This is a genomic window from Aeromonas sp. R7-2, from assembly GCF_040908105.1.
Lineage (GTDB): Bacteria > Pseudomonadota > Gammaproteobacteria > Enterobacterales > Aeromonadaceae > Aeromonas > Aeromonas caviae.
Genome location: NZ_JBFODC010000019.1, coordinates 112,474 through 130,276 on the forward strand (window position 1 = coordinate 112,474; position 17,803 = coordinate 130,276).

The 17,803-nt window shown below is 65.2% G+C and carries 13 protein-coding genes; 10 read left to right on the forward strand and 3 right to left on the reverse strand.

All coding sequences use genetic code 11. From position 1 onward, the window contains the following. Nucleotides 1–21: 21 nt before the first annotated feature. Together secF and AB5Y47_RS05130 are read left to right on the forward strand one after the other, a co-directional pair. Nucleotides 22–936: a protein translocase subunit SecF gene (gene secF, locus AB5Y47_RS05125; RefSeq protein WP_029314368.1), complete on the forward strand. Its 915-nt coding sequence runs from the start codon at nucleotides 22–24 to the stop codon at nucleotides 934–936. 248 nt (nucleotides 937–1,184) lie between these two features. Then, complete coding sequence (locus tag AB5Y47_RS05130) at nucleotides 1,185–2,804, forward strand: methyl-accepting chemotaxis protein (RefSeq protein ID WP_216944094.1); 1,620 nt, start codon at nucleotides 1,185–1,187, stop codon at nucleotides 2,802–2,804. Between the two features lie 54 nt (nucleotides 2,805–2,858). On the opposite strand, the gene AB5Y47_RS05135 is transcribed toward AB5Y47_RS05130, so the two are convergent. Continuing rightward, entirely contained in the window at nucleotides 2,859–3,461 is a 603-nt protein-coding gene (locus AB5Y47_RS05135) for a DUF924 family protein (RefSeq protein ID WP_102948306.1), read from the reverse strand. Between the two features lie 206 nt (nucleotides 3,462–3,667). On the opposite strand from AB5Y47_RS05135, the gene AB5Y47_RS05140 reads away from it, so the two are divergent. The 7 genes from AB5Y47_RS05140 to AB5Y47_RS05170 all read left to right on the forward strand — a co-directional run bounded on the left by AB5Y47_RS05140 (nucleotide 3,668) and on the right by AB5Y47_RS05170 (nucleotide 12,562). Further along, entirely contained in the window at nucleotides 3,668–4,579 is a 912-nt protein-coding gene (locus AB5Y47_RS05140) for a DUF808 domain-containing protein (RefSeq protein ID WP_041212856.1), read from the forward strand. A gap of 169 nt (nucleotides 4,580–4,748) precedes the next feature. Beyond that, nucleotides 4,749–6,539: a M3 family oligoendopeptidase gene (locus tag AB5Y47_RS05145; RefSeq protein ID WP_368219971.1), complete on the forward strand. Its 1,791-nt coding sequence runs from the start codon at nucleotides 4,749–4,751 to the stop codon at nucleotides 6,537–6,539. A gap of 78 nt (nucleotides 6,540–6,617) precedes the next feature. Further along, on the forward strand, nucleotides 6,618–8,426 hold the full coding sequence (locus AB5Y47_RS05150; protein WP_368219972.1) for a M3 family oligoendopeptidase: 1,809 nt from the start codon (nucleotides 6,618–6,620) through the stop codon (nucleotides 8,424–8,426). A gap of 184 nt (nucleotides 8,427–8,610) precedes the next feature. Continuing rightward, nucleotides 8,611–9,150: an alpha/beta hydrolase YcfP gene (ycfP, locus tag AB5Y47_RS05155; protein ID WP_005331594.1), complete on the forward strand. Its 540-nt coding sequence runs from the start codon at nucleotides 8,611–8,613 to the stop codon at nucleotides 9,148–9,150. Nucleotides 9,151–9,224: 74 nt separating this feature from the next. Next, nucleotides 9,225–10,517, forward strand: coding sequence for an NAD(P)/FAD-dependent oxidoreductase (locus tag AB5Y47_RS05160; protein WP_041212859.1), 1,293 nt, complete (start codon nucleotides 9,225–9,227; stop codon nucleotides 10,515–10,517). Nucleotides 10,518–10,883: 366 nt separating this feature from the next. Continuing rightward, nucleotides 10,884–11,201: a heavy metal-binding domain-containing protein gene (locus AB5Y47_RS05165; protein ID WP_124244354.1), complete on the forward strand. Its 318-nt coding sequence runs from the start codon at nucleotides 10,884–10,886 to the stop codon at nucleotides 11,199–11,201. A gap of 347 nt (nucleotides 11,202–11,548) precedes the next feature. Further along, nucleotides 11,549–12,562, forward strand: a complete 1,014-nt coding sequence (locus AB5Y47_RS05170) for a S66 peptidase family protein (RefSeq protein ID WP_045525149.1) — start codon at nucleotides 11,549–11,551, stop codon at nucleotides 12,560–12,562. Nucleotides 12,563–12,713: 151 nt separating this feature from the next. Here AB5Y47_RS05170 and AB5Y47_RS05175 read toward each other — a convergent pair whose 3' ends face one another. Continuing rightward, the gene (locus AB5Y47_RS05175; RefSeq protein ID WP_368219974.1) at nucleotides 12,714–14,984 is read right to left on the reverse strand and encodes an LTA synthase family protein; all 2,271 of its coding nucleotides are present in this window, start codon (nucleotides 14,982–14,984) and stop codon (nucleotides 12,714–12,716) included. A 251-nt stretch (nucleotides 14,985–15,235) separates the two neighbouring features. Here AB5Y47_RS05175 and AB5Y47_RS05180 point away from each other — a divergent pair, with 251 nt between their 5' ends. After that, nucleotides 15,236–16,330 (forward strand): hypothetical protein, encoded by a 1,095-nt coding sequence (locus AB5Y47_RS05180; RefSeq protein ID WP_010674362.1) that lies wholly within the window; start codon nucleotides 15,236–15,238, stop codon nucleotides 16,328–16,330. A gap of 116 nt (nucleotides 16,331–16,446) precedes the next feature. Here the strand turns inward: AB5Y47_RS05180 and lysC are convergent, their stop codons facing one another. Further along, entirely contained in the window at nucleotides 16,447–17,799 is a 1,353-nt protein-coding gene (lysC, locus tag AB5Y47_RS05185) for a lysine-sensitive aspartokinase 3 (protein WP_368219976.1), read from the reverse strand. Nucleotides 17,800–17,803: the final 4 nt, after the last annotated feature.

Genomic DNA, 17,803 nt, shown 5'->3' on the forward strand with positions numbered 1-17,803 from the left:
CCTGACGTCGAGGGAAGAACAATGCTGAGAATGATCCTGGCCATGGGGCTGACCCGCTGGCGCTATATCGGGCTGTGGGCCTCCGTGCTGCTGACCCTGGCCTGCGTGGCCGTCCTTGCGACAAAAGGGCTCGCCCTCGGGCTCGATTTCACCGGCGGGATCCTGCTGGAGTTTCGCATCCAGACCCTGAAAGAGGCCCATGAGCTCAACGCTCTGCTGACGGCGCCCCTGGCGGGGGTGGTGGAGCTGCACGGCGCCGGTGTGCCCGGCGAGTGGCTCATCAAGCTGCCCCCCCACGCGCTGCCCTGGGCGGCGGAGGATCTGGCGACCATGCTGGGGCAGCAACTCGCCCTGCCGGTGGAACTCTTGCGCACCACCATCGTCGGGCCCCAGGTGGGGGCGGAGCTATTCCAGCAGGGGATGCTGGCGGTACTGGTGGCCTCGCTCGCCATCTCCGCCTACCTGGCGGTGCGCTTCGAGTGGCGCCAGGCTATCGGCATCCTGGTGTCGGTGCTGCACGATGGTCTGGTGGCCATCGGGCTGCTCGCGCTCTTTGACATCGAGTTCGACCTCAACGTCATCGCGGGCCTGATGGCGGTGATAGGCTACTCCCTCAACGACAGCATCGTCATTTCGGACCGGTTGCGGGACTTGCTGGGGTCGCGTACCCGCATGGGGATCCACGAGTGCTCGGACGTGGCCATCAAGGCCACCTTCAGCCGCACCATGATCACCTCGGGCACCACCCTCTTCACCGTGGGGGCCCTGCTCCTGTTCGGCGGCGACGCCCTCTACGGCTTCTCCTTCACCCTGTTCGCCGGCATCCTGGTGGGGACGCTCTCCTCCATCACGGTGGCCTCCACCGTGCAGGAGCTGCTGGGGCTCTCCCCCCAGGCCTACCAGAAAAAAGAGGAGGAGCTGGCCGAGGCGGCGTGACCGCCGAGCGCCCCGTCACGGGGCACATGGGCGGCCAGTGCGGCCGCCCCGGGCAAAAAAGGAAGGCGAATGCCTTCCTTTTTCCATTCTGCCAGAGGGGGCGGCGGTCCCGAAGGCCGGGCTGGGGCGGCGGGTGTGACGCGGCCGAGCAGAAGTTGAAAAGTGTAATGAAATGCATGTTTTAGGCGCTATTTTCGGGGCCCGCTTCGGCTACACTGGCAGGGAGTCTATGGATGGAGTAAGCACTCATGAATATCGCTCGTCGGCTTCAACTCATTGCCCTGCTGGTCATGCTGGCCCTGGGGTGTCTCAGCTGGTTCAGTATCAGCAGACTCTCCTCCGCCCATGCGGATCTCAGCTATGTAACAGACAACACAGTCCCCAGCATTTCCACGATCAAGGAGATAGAAACGGACTTCTACGCCCTGCACTCATTGATCCAGGCGCACGTGCTCAACACCGACGACGGCAAGATGAGTCAGATAGAGCAGGGCATCGCTTCCTATCACACCAATATGGACGCCCTGCTGAGCCAGTATGAAAGCGGGATGATCACCAATGAGGAGGACAGGCAGCTCATCGCCGATGATCGGCGCCTGGTTGCCCAGTACGACAAAGCCTCCGAAGACGTCCTGCGCCTGTCCCGCGAGAACAAGAGTGTGGAGGCCAGAGAGGCGATCGACAAGGCGCTTGCCCCCTTGTATGAGCAGCTTACCAAGGCCATCGACAAGCACGTCCACTTCAACATCCAGCAAGGTGACGCCGTCAAGCTGCGAGGCGAGCAGAATGCCGATAGCAGCATGCAGGCACTGTTGTTCATCTCGGTGGGCACGGGTGCCCTCACGCTGGTGCTCTTTCTCTGGCTGTTCAGGCAGGTCGCCAATCCCCTCCGTCTGGCCATGACGACCCTGTCCGAAATCCAGCGCGACCTGAACTTCACCCTGCGGGCCAATGTGAGCCAGCAGGACGAGATCGGCCAGACGCTGACGGCGGTCAACCGCCTGCTGGACACCTTGCAGCAGACCTTCACCGAGTTTTCGGTGGGCAGCCTGCAGATCAAGAGCACGGCAGAGTCCCTCTCCCAGGCGGCCCAGCACATGGCGGAGTCGGCGAGTCAGGCCAATGACGCCACCAGCCTTATCGCCGCCGGGGTGGAGGAGATGAGCGTGAGCATCACGGACATCTCCCAGCGCACCCAGGAGACCAGCCGCATCACCAATGAATCCGGCAAGCTCGCCAGTGACGGCGGGGCCACCATAGATCGCACTGTGCTCGCCATCAACGACATCGCCGACGCCATTCGTCAGGCCTCCCGCGATGTGACGGCGCTGGGGGAGGGGATCTCCCGCATCGGTGGGGTGGTGAACGTCATCAACGATGTGGCGGGGCAGACCAACCTGCTGGCGCTCAACGCCGCCATCGAGGCGGCGCGGGCCGGTGAGCAGGGACGCGGCTTTGCGGTGGTCGCCGACGAGGTGCGCAAGCTGGCGGAGCGGACGGCCCAGTCGACCCAGGAGATCTCAAGGACGGTGGAGGCAATCCAGCAAGGGTCCGAGGCCACGGTGGCCAGAATGGTCCTGGTGGAGGAGAAGGTGGCGCAAGGGGTGGCCATGGCGACGGAAAGCGGTGCCATCATCACCCAGATCCGCCAGGCCTCCCATCGCGTCATGGATCAGGTCGGCGAGATCTCCTTGGCCATCCGCGAGCAGACCTCGGCGGCGGAATCCATCGCCCTCCAGGTCGAGCAGATAGCCCAGGTGGTGCAGCAGACCAGCAGCACGGCGGAGGAGACCTCCGCCGCCGCAGAGGAGCTGAACGTGACCACGGAGAATATCCACCAGCAGATCTCCCGCTATCGCATCCAGTGATGTGTGGATCGGTTGTTCTCTCCCCGCCATGCCCATGGCGGGGATTTTTTTATGTCAGAACCCCGAACCGGGCTGTTGCAGGAAGGCGGCCTCTTCCTCCGTGCTCGCCCTGCCCAGGATGGCGTTGCGGTGGGGGAAGCGGCCAAAGCGATCGACGATCACCTGGTGGCGCCGGGCAAAGTCGGCAAAGCCTTCGAAGGTGGCCCGGGCCGGGCCTGTGGCCTGCTCGTCGGCCAGGGCCTCGAACAGGGCGACGCTTCTGGCCTGCTGCTCTCTGGACTCCGCGTGCTCGAGGGGCAGATAGAAGAAGACCCGGGCCAGCGGCGAGAGCCCCTTGTCGACCCCGAGGGTGAGCCCCTTGAGGCACAGCGCCCTGGCCTTGTCGTCCTGGGCGAAGGCGGCGGGGGTGTGGCGGTGAAGGTTTCGCGGCAGCTGGTCCAGCAGCAGGATGAGGGCCAGGCGCCCTGCGGGATCGTCCTCCCAACGGGCGAGCTCGCCTGCTGCGGCACGGGCCGCCAGTTCGCCGAAGCGTGAGGCCAGCAGGGCATCGGTCTCGCTGCTCTTGCCCCACCAGAGGGGGGCCTGACGGGCGGCACGGGGGGCGTCGTCTGCGTCATCGCCAAACCAGAAATCGAGCAGAGGTTGCCAGGGTTGCATGGGAACTCCTTGGGCCGGTGGCCGTGAGGTGAAAACGGAGCAGGGGATCTGCCATAGGGGGCTGCCGCCGTGGCGGCTTCCCGTTACACTGTGCCATCTTTTGCCCCAAAGGGTGATCCCCGGATGGGCCCGTGATCCCCTGACCCCCTCATCACCCTGACCGGGGCAGCCCGGATGTGTCCCACTCAATAGAAGGAATGCCAGATATGGCCGGAGCCAGTTTGTTGACCCTGCTCGATGATATTGCCAGCGTGCTCGATGATGTCGCCCTGATGACCAAGGTGGCGGCGAAGAAGACGGCCGGGGTGCTGGGGGACGATCTCGCCCTCAATGCAGAGCAGGTCTCCGGGGTGCGGGCCGAGCGTGAGCTGCCGGTGGTGTGGGCGGTGGCCAAGGGGTCGTTTCGCAACAAGCTCATCCTGGTGCCTGCCGCCATCGCCATCAGTGCTCTTATCCCCTGGCTCATCACCCCGCTCCTGATGCTGGGGGGGGCCTACCTCTGTTTCGAGGGGGCGGAGAAGCTGGTCCACAAGTTCCTGCCCCACGAGGAGGAGGCGCATCAGGCGGCGCCGGTGCCCGAGGATCTGGCGGCCTATGAGCGCCAGAAGGTGAAGGGGGCCATTCGCACCGATTTCATCCTCTCGGCGGAGATCATCGTCATCGCCCTCGGTACCGTGCAGGGGTCGAGCCTGGGCCTGCAAATCGCCGTGGTGGCGGGCATCGCCCTGCTGATGACCGTCGGGGTCTATGGCCTGGTGGGGCTCATCGTCAAGCTCGACGACATCGGTCTGCACCTGCTGCAAAAGCCCGATGGGGGCGCCGTGCGCCGGGCGGTGGGGCAGGGGCTGCTGGTGACGGCGCCCCGTCTGATGCACCTGCTTGCCCTGGTGGGCACCATCGCCATGTTCATGGTCGGCGGCGGCATTCTGGTCCATGGCTGGCCCTTCCTCCATCATCTCATCGAAGGGACGGCGGACACGGTGGCCGCCCTGCCCGGGGTCGGCGGGGTACTGGCCGTGGTGACGCCCACCCTGCTGAGCGCCCTGGCCGGCGTGGTGGCAGGGCTGGTGCTGGTGGTGGCCATGACCCTGGTGAGCAAGCTTCAGCCCGCCAAATAGATCGCTTGTCGGGGGAGGGCCGACAGGGGCCGTCGCACCCGGGGGCGCTCTTCTGCTGGTTGCCTCGAATGGGGGCTAGGCAAGTGCCTAGCCCCCTTCGTACTATCCGGTTTCACCCGCCCGCAGAGGCGGGGTGACCCGATATGGACGCAAACAGACAAGGATAACCATGAAACCACCCGTTTGGCGAGATGGTCACATCTATGCCGCTCCTGACGATCCTGCCATCGAGGCCGCCTTCCAGGAGGCTGCCCGCGCCCTCACCCGGCTTGACGCCCTCCTGGCGGACCTGCCGGATCCCGCCCATCCCGTTGCGGATGCCAATGCCCTGCGCCACCTGCTGCGGGCCATCCGCCGCGAGGCCAACGGGGTGAAGAGCCTGGCCTGGAACAGCCAGGTCTATGGTTACAACCGGCTGAGCCAGAACGGGCGCGGCGAGGAGGCCCGGGTACTGCTCTCCCGGGGCCAGCAGCTGGAGGCGACCCTGGCCCAGCGCAGCAAGCCGGTGGACCTGTTCTGGGTTCGCGCCCCCGAGTCACTGGTGCGCACCCTGCTGCAAGACCCCGAGCTCTTCGAGCTGGCCTACCAGATCCATCACGACAGAGCGCTGCAGGATCAGTGGCTTTCGCTCGAGAGTGAGCAGCTCATCGAGGGGTTGGCGGTAGACGGCCTGCAGGGGTGGGGGGATCTCTACGACAACCTGGTGGGGCGGCTGCTGCCGGTGGTGGAGGGGGTGCCCATGGGGCTTGCCCAGGCGGACAACCTGCTCGCCCACCCGGACAGGGCACGGCGCGCCAGTGCCTGGCACGCCATCCAGGGCGCCTGGGAGGCGGAGCAGGAGACGGTGGCCGCCATTCTCAACGCCATCAACGGCTGGCGCAACGAGCTCGGCCGCCAGCGCGGCAAGGGGCGCAGGCTGGATGCCCTCGAGGTCACCTGCCATCAGGAACACATCACGGGCGCGACCCTGGAGACCCTGATGGCGGCGGCCGGGGAGCACAGGGAGCTCGGGCGCCGCGCCTTGCGTGCCATGGCCTGTGCCCAGCAGATCACCGACTTCGCCCCCTGGGATCTCTTTGCCCCGGCGCCCCAGGCCGTACACGGCAAGTTCGGCTTCGAGCAGGCGCTGAATCTGGTGATGGAGGCCTTTGCCGCCTTCGATCCCGAGATGGGGGCGTTTGTCCGCATGATGGCCGACAAGGGGTGGATCGATGCCGCCCCGAGCGAGCACAGGCGAAGCGGCGCCTATTGCACCGAGTATGCCGATCCGCCCGAGCCAAGGGTCTTCCTCACCTTCGAGGGGACCATGGACAACGTCATCACCCTGGCCCATGAGCTCGGCCACGCCTGGCACAGCTGGTTGCTGCGGGATCTTCCCTTCGAACAGCGGTGCTACCCCAAGACGCTGGCGGAGACCGCCTCCCTCTTTGCCGAGGTCCTGGTGCGCGATGCCCTGCTGGCCGCCACCGACAAGGTGGAGCAGCGCCGGGCCATCGCCTGGCTGGACGGGGAGCGGGCCGCGAGCCTGCTTCTCGACATCCCCGCCCGCTTTGCCTTCGAGCGCGCCCTGGTGACGGCGCGGGAGGCGGGTTACGTGGGGGCGAGCCAGATGCGGGAGATGATGAAATCGGCGCAGCAGCAGTGCTATGGTGACGCCCTCAGCCAGTATGACGAGCTGTTCTGGGCCAGCAAGGGTCACTTCTCCATCGCCGAGTCCGGGTTCTACAACTACCCCTATCTGTTTGGCTATCTCTTCAGCCTGGGGCTCTATGCCCAGCATGCGCGGGCCGGGGGCGAGTTTGTTCCCGCCTATCGCGCCCTGCTGCGAGATACCGGCCGCATGAGCGCCGAGGCGCTGGTGGAGAAGCACCTGGGGGTCGACATCCGCGAACCCGGGTTCTGGCAGGAGAGCCTGCGCTATGTGGAAGAGGCGGTGGTGCGCCTCGAGCGGCTGGTGTGAAGCCTGCCCGCGAAGGTGGTGGCTCTGGCCACCTGGATTTCACGACGGGCCAGGCCCGTCCCTGACGATGAGCGTTCGATGCAACAACGAGTCTATCCACAGCAGTGGCAAAATGATCACATCTACCCCTCCCTCGACAGCTGTGTCCTCGAGGCGGACATGAGCCTGGCCCGCGCCAGCCTGGCCGAGCTGAGCGGTTTTATCGAGGGAGTGGCCCTGGTTCCTCGCACCCCAGGCGCCTTGCAGGACTTCCTCAGGGAGGTACGCCTGCGGGCCCGGCGCATTCGCGACATCGGCTGGAACATCGCTGTGCTGGCCGCCTGCAAGGGGAGCCAGGACGCCCGGGATCCCCTCGCCAAGCAGGTTGCCTCCCGGGCCCGTGCCCTCAATGCGGATCTGTTCAAGACGCTTGCCCCCATCGAAGATCTGATGCTGGGGCTGCCTGCGCCCGAGTTTGAGCAACTGATGGCCGACCCCCTGCTCGGGGAGGAGGGGTACCGGCTGCGCCACGAGCGTCGCCTGCAGGATCAGCGGCTGCCGGTGGAGGCGGAGCAGCTGGTCATCGGCCTTGGCACCGACGGCCTGCACGCCTGGGGCAACCTCTACAACGATCTGGTGGGCAAGATAAGGCTGGTGATCGCGGGTCGCGAGATGGGGCTGGCAGAGGCGAGCAACCTGCTCTCCAGCCCGGATCGTGCCCTGCGCAAAGAGGCCTTCGATGCCATCAGCACCGGCTGGGAAGGGGAGCAGGAGACGGTAGCGGCCATCCTCAACGCCCTCAACGGCTGGCGCCTGGAGCTCTCGCGCCAGCGCGGCAAACATCGGCGCCTCGATGCCCTGGATCTCTCCTGCCACCAGAGCCACATCGAGCGGGCGACCCTGGATACCCTGATGGCGGAGACCTGGCAGGCCCGCCATCTGGGCCAGCGGGCCCTGGGGTTGATGGCCGGTCACCTCGGCCTCGAGGTGCTGGGGCCGGAGGATCTCTTTGCGCCGCCCCCTGCCGCCAGCCGCCGGGAGATCCCCTTCGAGGAGGCGGTCGACATCATCGCCCAGGCCTTCGCGCGCTTTGACCCCGAGATGGGGGACTTTGCCCGCATGATGGCCGAGCGCGGCTGGATTGATGCCGCCCCCACCCCCAACCGGCGCACCGGGGCCTATTGCACCAAGTTTGCCGAGCCGGTGGAGCCGCGGGTCTTCATCACCTATGCGGGCACCATGGACAACGTCATCACGCTGGCCCACGAGCTCGGTCACGCCTGGCACAACTGGCTCATCCGCGACTTGCCCATGAGCCAGCGCAGCTACCCCATGACCCTGGCGGAAACCGCCTCCATCTTCGCCGAGACCCTGGTGCGCAGCGCCCTCTACGAGCAGGCCCGAAGCGCCGAGGAGCGTCTGGCCATTGCCTGGGCGGATGCCGATGGCGCCGCCACCTTCCTGGTCAACATCCCGGCCCGCTTCGACTTCGAGCGGGCCCTGGTGGCCGAGCGCGAGCAGGGCTATGTGTCGTCGGCCCGGCTCAAGGGGCTCACCGACGAGGCCTGGGGGCGCTGGTACGAGCAGAGCCTCGACCGCTATCACCCCCTGTTCTGGGCCGCCAAGGCGCACTTCTCCATCGCGGGCTTCGGTTTTTACAACTACCCCTACCTCTTTGGCTATCTGTTCAGCCTCGGGGTCTATCAGCAGCTGATGAGCCGCCAGGCCGCAGGGGAGGCGGGGGTGGCCGAGGCCTACCGCGCCCTGCTGCGAGACACAGGTCGCATGAGCGCCGAAGAACTGGTCGAACGGCATTTGGGGCAGGACATTCGAAAACCCGCCTTCTGGCAGGGGAGCCTGGCCCTGGTGGAAGCGGCGGTGGCGCGCTTCGCCCAGTGCGGCAGTTAACCTCGCCAGACCCGGTTTGCGCCATGTCCCGCCGGGGCATGGCGCTGCCACAGCCGCCCCGACGCGCGGTTTGGTGGCCCGAAGGGGCGTGATCCAAAGCAAGAAAGTGGGATGTTTTGGTGGCGCAAGGCCCTGTCGCTGGGGTAGTTTCGATAGAACCGACACAGTTTTTGAGGTCTTGTCCATGATCATCTATCTGCATGGCTTTGATGCCACCAGCCCCGGCAATCATGAAAAAGTGCTGCAGTTGCAGTTTATCGATGATGATGTGCGTTTCGTGCACTACAGCACGGTTCACCCCCGCCACGACATGAGCCATCTGCTCAAGGAAGTGAAGAAGCAGCTCGACATGAGCACCGATCCCAAACCCCTCATCTGCGGCGTGGGCCTGGGTGGCTACTGGAGCGAGCGGATCGGGTTTCTGTGCGGCATCAAGCAGGTGGTCTTCAACCCCAATCTGCACCCGGAAGAGAACATGCAGGGCAAGATCGACAGGCCGGAAGAGTACGAGGACATCGGCACCAAGTGTGTAACCGAATTTCGTAATAAAAATTCAGGAAACTGCCTGTGCATCCTTTCCGTTCAGGATGAAATCCGCGATAATCGGGACACTGAACGTGAATTGAAGAACTATTACGACATCGTATGGGATGAGCGCGAGACCCATAAGTTCAAGAACATCTCGCACCATCTGCAACGGATGAAGGCCTTCAAAGAAGCCTGAGCCATCACGTCAACCGATTTCGTTTTAGGGAGCCAATGGCTCCCTTTCGTTTTGAGGAACCAAGGAAAATCATCATGATGAATATTGTCGTTGTAGGCGGTGGCGCCGGTGGTCTCGAGCTTGCGACCAGCCTGGGCCGCAAGCTGGGCAAGAAGAACAAGGCCAGGATCACCCTGGTGGATCGCAATCGCACCCACTTGTGGAAACCCCTGCTGCACGAAGTGGCCACCGGCTCCATGGATGCGGGCATCGACGCCCTGAGCTACCAGTCCCACGCCAAGAACCACGGCTTCGAATTCCAGCTCGGCAGCCTGACCGACATCAAGCGCGACGAGAAACGCATCGTGCTGGCGCCGATCCACGACGAGAGCGGCGCCCTGGTGGTCAACGAGCGGGAAGTGGCTTACGACATCCTGGTGATGGCCATCGGCTCCGTCTCCAACGACTTCAACACCAAGGGCATCAAAGATCACTGCATCTTCCTGGACAGCCCCTCCCAGGCGCACCGCTTCTACAACAGCATGATGAACCGCTTCCTGCAGTTCGCCACCGAATACCAGCCCGGTGACAAGGTGAAGATCGCCATCGTTGGCGGTGGCGCCACCGGCGTCGAACTCTCTGCCGAGCTCTACAACGCGGTGGAGCAGCTCTACGCCTACGGCTTCAAGAACCTCACCACCGACAGTCTCAAGGTGACCCTGGTGGAAGCGGGCCCCCGCATCCTGCCGGCCCTGCCGGAGCGCATCAGCGGCTCCGCCCATCAGGAGCTGGTGAAGCTGGGCGTGGACGTGCGCACCGCCACCATGATCACCGAAGCGACCGCCGAGGGTCTGCACACCAAGGATGGGGAGCTGATTGAAGCAGACCTCATGGTGTGGGCCGCGGGCATCAAGGCGCCGGACTTCATGAAGGAGATCGCGGGCCTCGAGACCAACCGCATCAACCAGCTGGTGGTCCACGAGACCCTGCAGACCACCCGGGACGAGAACATCTTCGTCATCGGCGACTGCGCCGCCTGCCCGCAGCCGGACGGCAAGTTCGTGCCGCCCCGCGCCCAGTCCGCCCACCAGATGGCGACCCAGGCGTTCAAGAACATCCTGGCCAAGATGAACGGCGGCGAGATGAAGCCCTACCGTTACCACGATCACGGCTCCCTGGTCTCCTTGAGCCGCTTCTCCACCGTGGGCAGCCTGATGGGCAACCTGATGCGGGGCTCCATGATGGTGGAGGGCTACATCGCCCGCATCGTCTACATCTCCCTCTACCGGATGCACCAGGTGGCCCTGCACGGCTACATCAAGACCGGCCTCATCATGCTGGTGGGCCGCATCAACCGGGTGCTGCGCCCGAGCATGAAGCTGCACTGAGTGCATGGCGGCTGCCGCTGCGAACATCAAAAAGGAGAGGCTTGCCTCTCCTTTTTTTATGGCCGACGCGGGGCGCTCCTGGCAGCGCCTGCCGCCGTTCAGGGGGCCGGTGCAGCTGCCGTCGTGTCTGCATCATCAAGGCCCCGCTTTCATCGTGGCCCGGAAACCCTCTCCCCAGCACCGGTGCCCAAGGTCGCTGTGCGGGGGAAAGTGGCACGACACAGGCCCTATGGATGGCACCTTGATGAACCTGGCGGGCGCTGTGCTTGAAGCCCCTGGCCACGCCGGGCTTATGCTTTGGCCAACGCCTTGCTACCATGACGGCAACGGTGCTTCGCGCACCCAGCCCAACTCACAGGAGACCTCATGATCCTCTCAACCACCCCCACCCTGGAAGGCAAGACCATTCGCGAGTACCGCGGCATCGTCGTGGGCGAAGCCATCCTCGGCGCCAACATCTTCAAGGATCTGTTCGCCGGCATCCGCGACATCATCGGCGGTCGCTCCGGCGCCTACGAAAAAGAGCTGGCCCGGGCCCGGGAGATCGCCTTCGAGGAGCTCAAGGAGCGTGCCCAGGCGCTGGGGGCCAACGCCGTGGTGGGCATCGACATCGACTACGAGGTGGTGGGCCAGAACGGCAGCATGCTGATGGTCAGTATCAGCGGCACCGCCGTGGTGGTGTGAGCTTGCGCTCACGCCGTTAGAAGCCAATGCCCAAGCCGATCGCGAGATCGGCTTTTTTATTGGGGAACGGCGGCGGGATGTCGTCGGGAGAGGCGGGAACTGACCTCGCGGCCATGTATCAGCGCGTGATAGGCACCTTAAAGCCGGGGAAAGGGCGCGATCTGTGCTGTTATTGTTCAGTTTTTGTGTGCATGTAGCGAAAGTCATTTGATTTTTCTAAACAAAAACGAGCACTGTGAGTGCGATTTTTCGCCCTTGCCGGGCGTTCAAAGGCCGCAGTAGGATGCAGTCTGGCGCCGGGCTCGCATTTCCCGGCGGCGTTCATCTCATATGGCAGGGCTGCATCCATGACCTTACTCAAACCGCCGGGGCTCAATTCCGGCGACACCATAGGTTTCTTCTCCCCCTCCAGCGCGGCCACCGCCTGGGCGCCGAACCGCTTTGCTCGCGCCAAGGCTTATCTGGCGGCGCAGGGCTTCGAACTCAAGGCGGGCAGCCTGACCGGCGAACAGGATCACTGGCGCTCCGGCTCCATCGCGGCGCGGGCCGCCGAGCTCAATGCCCTCATTCGCGATCCACAAGTGCGAGCAATCATGTCGGTGATTGGTGGCAGCAACTCCAACTCCCTGCTGCCCTACCTCGATTTTGATGCGCTGAAGCGGGATCCCAAGATAGTCATCGGCTACTCCGACGTAACGGCCCTGCTGCTCGGCATTCATGCCCAGACCGGCCTCGTCACCTTCTATGGCCCGGCGCTGGTAGCTTCCTTTGGCGAGCTCTCGCCGCTGGTGGACGAGACCCTGGCGGGCTTCCTGTCCGTTTGCATGGCCGGTGGCGCCAGCCTGCCCCACCGGTTGCCGACTCCGACGCAATGGACCGAGGAGAGGCTCGACTGGGAGCATCAGACCCGGGCCAAGCAGTGCTGGCCAAACCGGCTGATCTCGGTGGGCACTGGCCGGGTGCGGGGTCGGCTCATTGGCGGCAACCTCAATACCCTGGCGGGGATCTGGGGTTCCCCCTTTATGCCGTCCATCGAGCGGGGCGACATTCTGCTGCTTGAGGACAGCCTCAAAACCGCCGAAACGGTGGAGCGCTCCTTTGCCCACCTCAAGCTGTGCGGGGTGTTTGAGCGCATCGGTGCCCTGGTGCTCGGCAAACACGAGCTGTTCGACAGCGAGGGCAGCTGCAGGCGGCCCCTCGACATCCTGCTGGAGGTCGTGGGGGAGCCGACCTTCCCCATTTTGGCGGAGTATGACTGTGCCCACACCCACCCCATGCTGACCCTGCCCCTTGGCATCGAGGCCGAACTGGATCTCGATGCCCAGAGTCTCACCCTGTGCGAGTCCTGGCTTGGGGAGTGAGTCACTGCACTGCCTGCCATAGTTGCATCGGCACATAGACAAAGAGGCCGCCCGGGCGACCTCTTTGTCGTCTGCTACTTCGCTTCGGATCAGGGCAGGGCATCGGCCCGGAAGGTGTTGCAAGGATCTGTGTCCCTCGTGTCTCAATCGATCAGGGCAATGCATCGGGCCGGAAGCTGGCGCGGATCTGCGGCACCAGGGGGGAGGGGTCGAAGCCTTTCTCCTCCCCGAGCACCGGGTGGAGCAGGGGTTGGTCCCGGATAGGGGTGAGGTCCCCCGCCAGCAGCTGCCTTGTGGCCTGGCCCATCTGGTAGAGCTGGCGCACCGGGTCGAACTGGCGGGCGAGATCCAGCCCGTCCCCGGCCCGGGTGAAGGCCATCATGGGGATCTGGTAGCTGGCATCCCGTGGTGGTTTGGTGCCGTGGATACCCTTGCCCGCCGACATCAGGAAGGGCTGGTGGTCCCCGAAGGCCACCACCAGGTAGCGCTTGCCGGAGTTGTCCAGGGTCTTGAGCAGCCGCTCCAGGGAGGCCATGGCATCCACCACCCCGGTGTAGTAGGTGTTGAGCAACTGGGTATCCGCCGGGCTCTGATCCGGGCAGGCGCCACTGCGCTGCTGGGCCCGGTAGCGATCCCCGTCGAAGGGGCCGTGCCCCTGCATGGTGACCGCGTAGGCGAACAGGGGCTGATCGTCCTGGTTGCTGCGTTTGAGCAGGTGATCGATGAGGGCATCGTCGGAGATGTAGAGCCCCTTGTGCTCGAGGGCGGTGAAGCGGGTATCGAACCAGCGCTCCTGATAGCCGAGGGCCGGGATCGCCTTGGCGCGGCCCCAGAACTTCTCCACATAGGGGTGGGCGAACAGGGTCTGGTAGCCGCTTTGGGCTGCGCTGCGCGCAAGGCCGGGCACCCGGTCCGAGAGGTAGTAGTAGGGCACCACCCCCTGTTTGAGCAGGCCCACCGGCAGGCCGGTGTTCATCTCGAACTCCGCCAGTACCGTCATGCCGCCCGTGGTGGGGGAGTGGATGGTCTTGCGCCATTGGGCCACGCTGGCGGGCAGGCTCAAGGTGGGGGCGGGGGCGCAGAGACGGCCCTGCCAGTCAAGCCAGAGCGACTCGTATTGCAGCACGATCACCAGATCGAAGCGGGGAGCCCTGGGCTGGGCGGGCAGGCTCAGCTCCGGGGTGCGCTCGTTGATCTGCAAGGGGTAGCGAAACACGTTGCCGCTTTGCAGCATCTCGTCCACCAGGTTGAACAGGTAGAGGCCGGGGCCGGCGCGGATGATGTCCCTGTGGTAGTTCACCGCCCTGTCCACATAGCGGATGTTGGCCCCGAGCAGCTTGTTGCCGGTCTGGGTGGCGAACACGCAGAGGGCAAAGAAGGCGGCGGTGGCGGCGGCGGTGCGCAGCAAGCCCCGCAGGATCCAGCGGGAGAGGGCGAAGCGCCACACCAGAAAAAGGAGCCCCAGCACGACGAGTACCGGCACCACAGGGTGCTGATCGAGCAGGATGTGCAGCAGGGCCAGCAGGTTGCCCAGATCGTCCCCCCCCAGCGGCACCCCGTAGATGGCGATCTTCATGAAGTTGGCGAGCAGCCCGATGCCCGAGAGGGCGGTGAAGAGCAGCCCCATATAGAGGCTGAAGCCTGCGAGGGCACAGAGGCTCCAGCCCAGCACCATGCTGCCCCAGGCGAGGTAGTAGTGCTCTGGCCGAAAGCCCGACCAGAACAGGAATTCCCCCAGCTTGAACACCACGAAGCCGTGCAGCAGCACGAAGGTGAGGTTGCCAAGCAGCAGGCTGCCTGCCACCCGGGCGCGGTAGCTTCGGCGCAGCCGCGGCAGCAGGGCCTTGAGCACGGCGGCGCTCACCAGCAGCACCAGCAGCAGGCTGGTCATCAGGTAGAGGAGGTTGAAACCGCGCTCCGGCAGGGTCTGGAGGATCTGGCTGTATTCGGCGCTCTCCGGCCTGTCTGCCAGCAGCAGCCCGATGCGCAGCTGGTAGCGGCTGTCCAGGGCGTCGTCGGGGGCGCGCAGGGCGCTGTTGAGGCTCAGGGTGCAGCGCTCCTTGCGGCACTTCTGGCGCTTGTCCACCGCCTGGCTCAGCTGATCGATGCGAACCCCTTTGTCGTTGAGCAGCTCCACCCGCACCTTGTCCCCCTCCTGCAGGGGTTTGAGCAGTTGCCACTGGCTGCGCACCACCAGATAGAAGCCCCGGTTGTCACTTTTGTAGAGCAGGCTGTAGCGATTGAGGGTGGCGATGGGCTGATCCGCCGGGCCCAGAATGAGGGGGGCGGCACGCCCGAGCCAACTGACGGGGTTGAGCAGCGGCAGGGCGAGGGTCAGCAGCAGCAGGGCGGTCAGCAGACCCAGCAACAGCCCGGCCAGGGGCTGGGAGGCGGGGCGGTGGCCGGTGACGGGGGCATTCATAAGGGCTCATCCTTGGAGCGGTCATGGCAGCGACGACTGCCTCTATTTTGACCCGATGGTGCGTGGCTTGTTCCTTGATGTCAATTTAATGACAGCAAGATGAATATTCCGTGATGAGCACAGTGAAGCAATTTGTGATCCCGATCCGCCAGGGGCACTCATTCTGTGATGAAAGCGTCATCATGAGCCTTTGCTGCTGGTCTGGGAGGGGGGCGCTGTTTAGTCTCTCAGTAACGGTTGGAGGTACATGTATGAATCCCAAAGTTGCGGCGCGTCAGGCCAGATTGCTCCAGATGCTGGAGAGCAAAGAAGAGATCCGGATCGGGCGGGAGCGGGACTGCCCCCTGCCGCTGCCCCAGCTCGTCCGGCTGACCGAGGATCACCCGGACGTCGTCAAGGTCTACGGTCACGGGCTCACCGCCGAGGTGTTCCATCTCAAGGTGGAGGGGCACCACTGGTGCCTGAAACGCTGCCGCCAGGACTCTCTGGTGGCCAATGTGGACGGCAAGACCGCCTTTCTCACCGAGCTGGAGCGGCGTCGGGAGATAGAGAGCCTGCGGGAGCTGCACCCCACCATCCTCTCCAACGTGGTCTGTACCAGTTTCGGCTCCGCCCGGGCCGGGGTGCTGGTCTCCCCCTGGCTGCGGGGGGAGCCGGTGCGCACGCTCTGCGAGCGCAACCTGGCGCAGATGCTGGCGGTGGAGGCGGAGCTGGCCCGCTGGGGCTGGTTTGACTGGGATCCGAGCCCGGGCAACCTGCTGGATGACGGCCAGCATATCTCGGTGTTCGATTTTGGCTACATGTGGCCCTTCGATCCCCTGCACGAGTTCAACTCCAACGGCCTCACCGATCCCGACTTCCATGTGCCTGAGCGGCTGGAAACCCGCACCCTCTCCGGGCTCTGGCTGGACGAGGCGGATCCCTTGCCGCTGTTTCGCCGCTGGCGCGAGCTCTGCCTCGCCTGGGCCAGGGGAGAGCTGCAATACCTGTCGCGGGAGGGGGCGAGCGCCCCCGTGCTGGCGCGGATGCAGGGACTGGTGGGGGAGTGGAGTGCGGCGCTGGCAAGCGACGAGGCGCTGGCGGCCAACTGGTGGCGCGACATGTACCGCAGCCATCGGCTCGACATCCTGGATGATCTCAGCGGCAAGAGCTGCGGCCCGCTCACCCTGCGCCGCCTTGACTGGCTGGAGCAGGCGGTACGGGAGCACTTCCCGGCCCTGGTGGACAATCTGGCTCCTGACGAAGCGGGGCTCGGTCAGGCCGGGTTGCTGCAACGGCTGGGAGGGTTGCGCGAGCAGATCCGGGCCAATCTGCTGCCCACCCGGGCCACCCTGGTCACCAGCTGATGGTGGAAGAAGAGTGACAAGAGGGGCGCCGCGGCGCCCCTCTTTGCTGAGTGGGGAAGGCCGCCCCGGGTGTGATGGGGCGGAGGAGGCTCGTTGTGTGCCAGCGCCGGGGCGACTCAGTCGAGCAGTTCCCGGTGCAGGCAGTTGACGATGTGGCCCGCCTCGTCCTCTTTGACCAGGAAGCAGAGGTTGTGGGCGCTGGCGCCGTAGCAGATCATCCGGATGTTGTGCTCGCGGATGGCGTCGAACACCTGGCTGCCCACCCCGGCCGCCTCGCTCATGCGGTTGCCGATGAGCGCCACCAGGGCGAAACCGGTCTCCACTTCGACCTTGCACAGCTGGCCGAGCTCCGCCAGCACCTTGTCGTTCAGGATGGGTTCGCCGTTGCTCTGGCTGCCGGTGTGATCCAGGGTCAGGGAGACGCTCACCTCGGAGGTGGTGATGAGATCCACCGAGATGCGGTGACGGGCCAGGATGCCGAACACCTCGGCCAGGAAGCCGTAGGCGTGGAACATGTTGAGGCTGTGCAGGGTCACCAGCACCTGCTGGCGGCGCAGGGCCACGGCCCGGAACAGCGGGTTGCTGCGGGTGGTGGCGCGGATCCAGGTGCCACCGGCGGCGGGATCCCTGGCGGAGCCCACGAACACCGGGATGTCCTGGCGCAGCGCGGGTTGCAGGGTGGCCGGGTGCAGCACCTTGGCGCCGAAGGTGGCCATCTCCGCCGCCTCTACGAAGCTGATTTCTGGGATGGGGCGGGCGCGGGTGACCAGGCGGGGATCCGTGGTGTAGATGCCGGGCACGTCGGTCCAGATCTCGATGCTGCCTGCGTCCAGGGCCTCGGCCAGGAGGGCCGCGCTGTAGTCGGAGCCGCCACGGCCGAGGGTGGTGGTGCGGCCATCGCCGTCGGCACCGATGAAGCCCTGGGTGATGACCAGGCTGTCACTCAGCAGCGGGCCCACCGCCTGCTGGCAGAGGGCGCGGGTTGCCGCGAGATCCACGGTGGCCTTGCCAAAGCGGCTGTCGGTGCGCAGCAGTTGGCGCGCATCCTGCCACTGGGCCTTGACCCCGCGCTGGTGCAGGAGTTCGGTGAAGAGACGGGTGGACATCAGCTCGCCGCAGGCGATGAGGCGATCGGCGAGTTCGGCGTCGGTGTGCTGACTGGCCTGACGGGCCATGGTGCGAATGTCGCCGAGCTGGGCATGGATGAGGGCGCTCACGTCGCTCGGGTTGCCAAGGGCGGCCAGAATGGCCAGCTGGATGTCGGCAAGCCTGGCAAGCTGGGCATCCTGTCCGGCTTCGTCCAGTTCACCCTGAGCCAGGCTCACCAGCAGGTTGGTGACGCCGGCGCTGGCGCTCAGCACCACCACCCGGGTCGCCGGATTGGCCAGCACCACGTCGGCGCAGTGGTTCATGGCCGCGGCATTGGCGACGCTGGTTCCGCCAAACTTGGCGACATTGATCGGGTTCATTGCA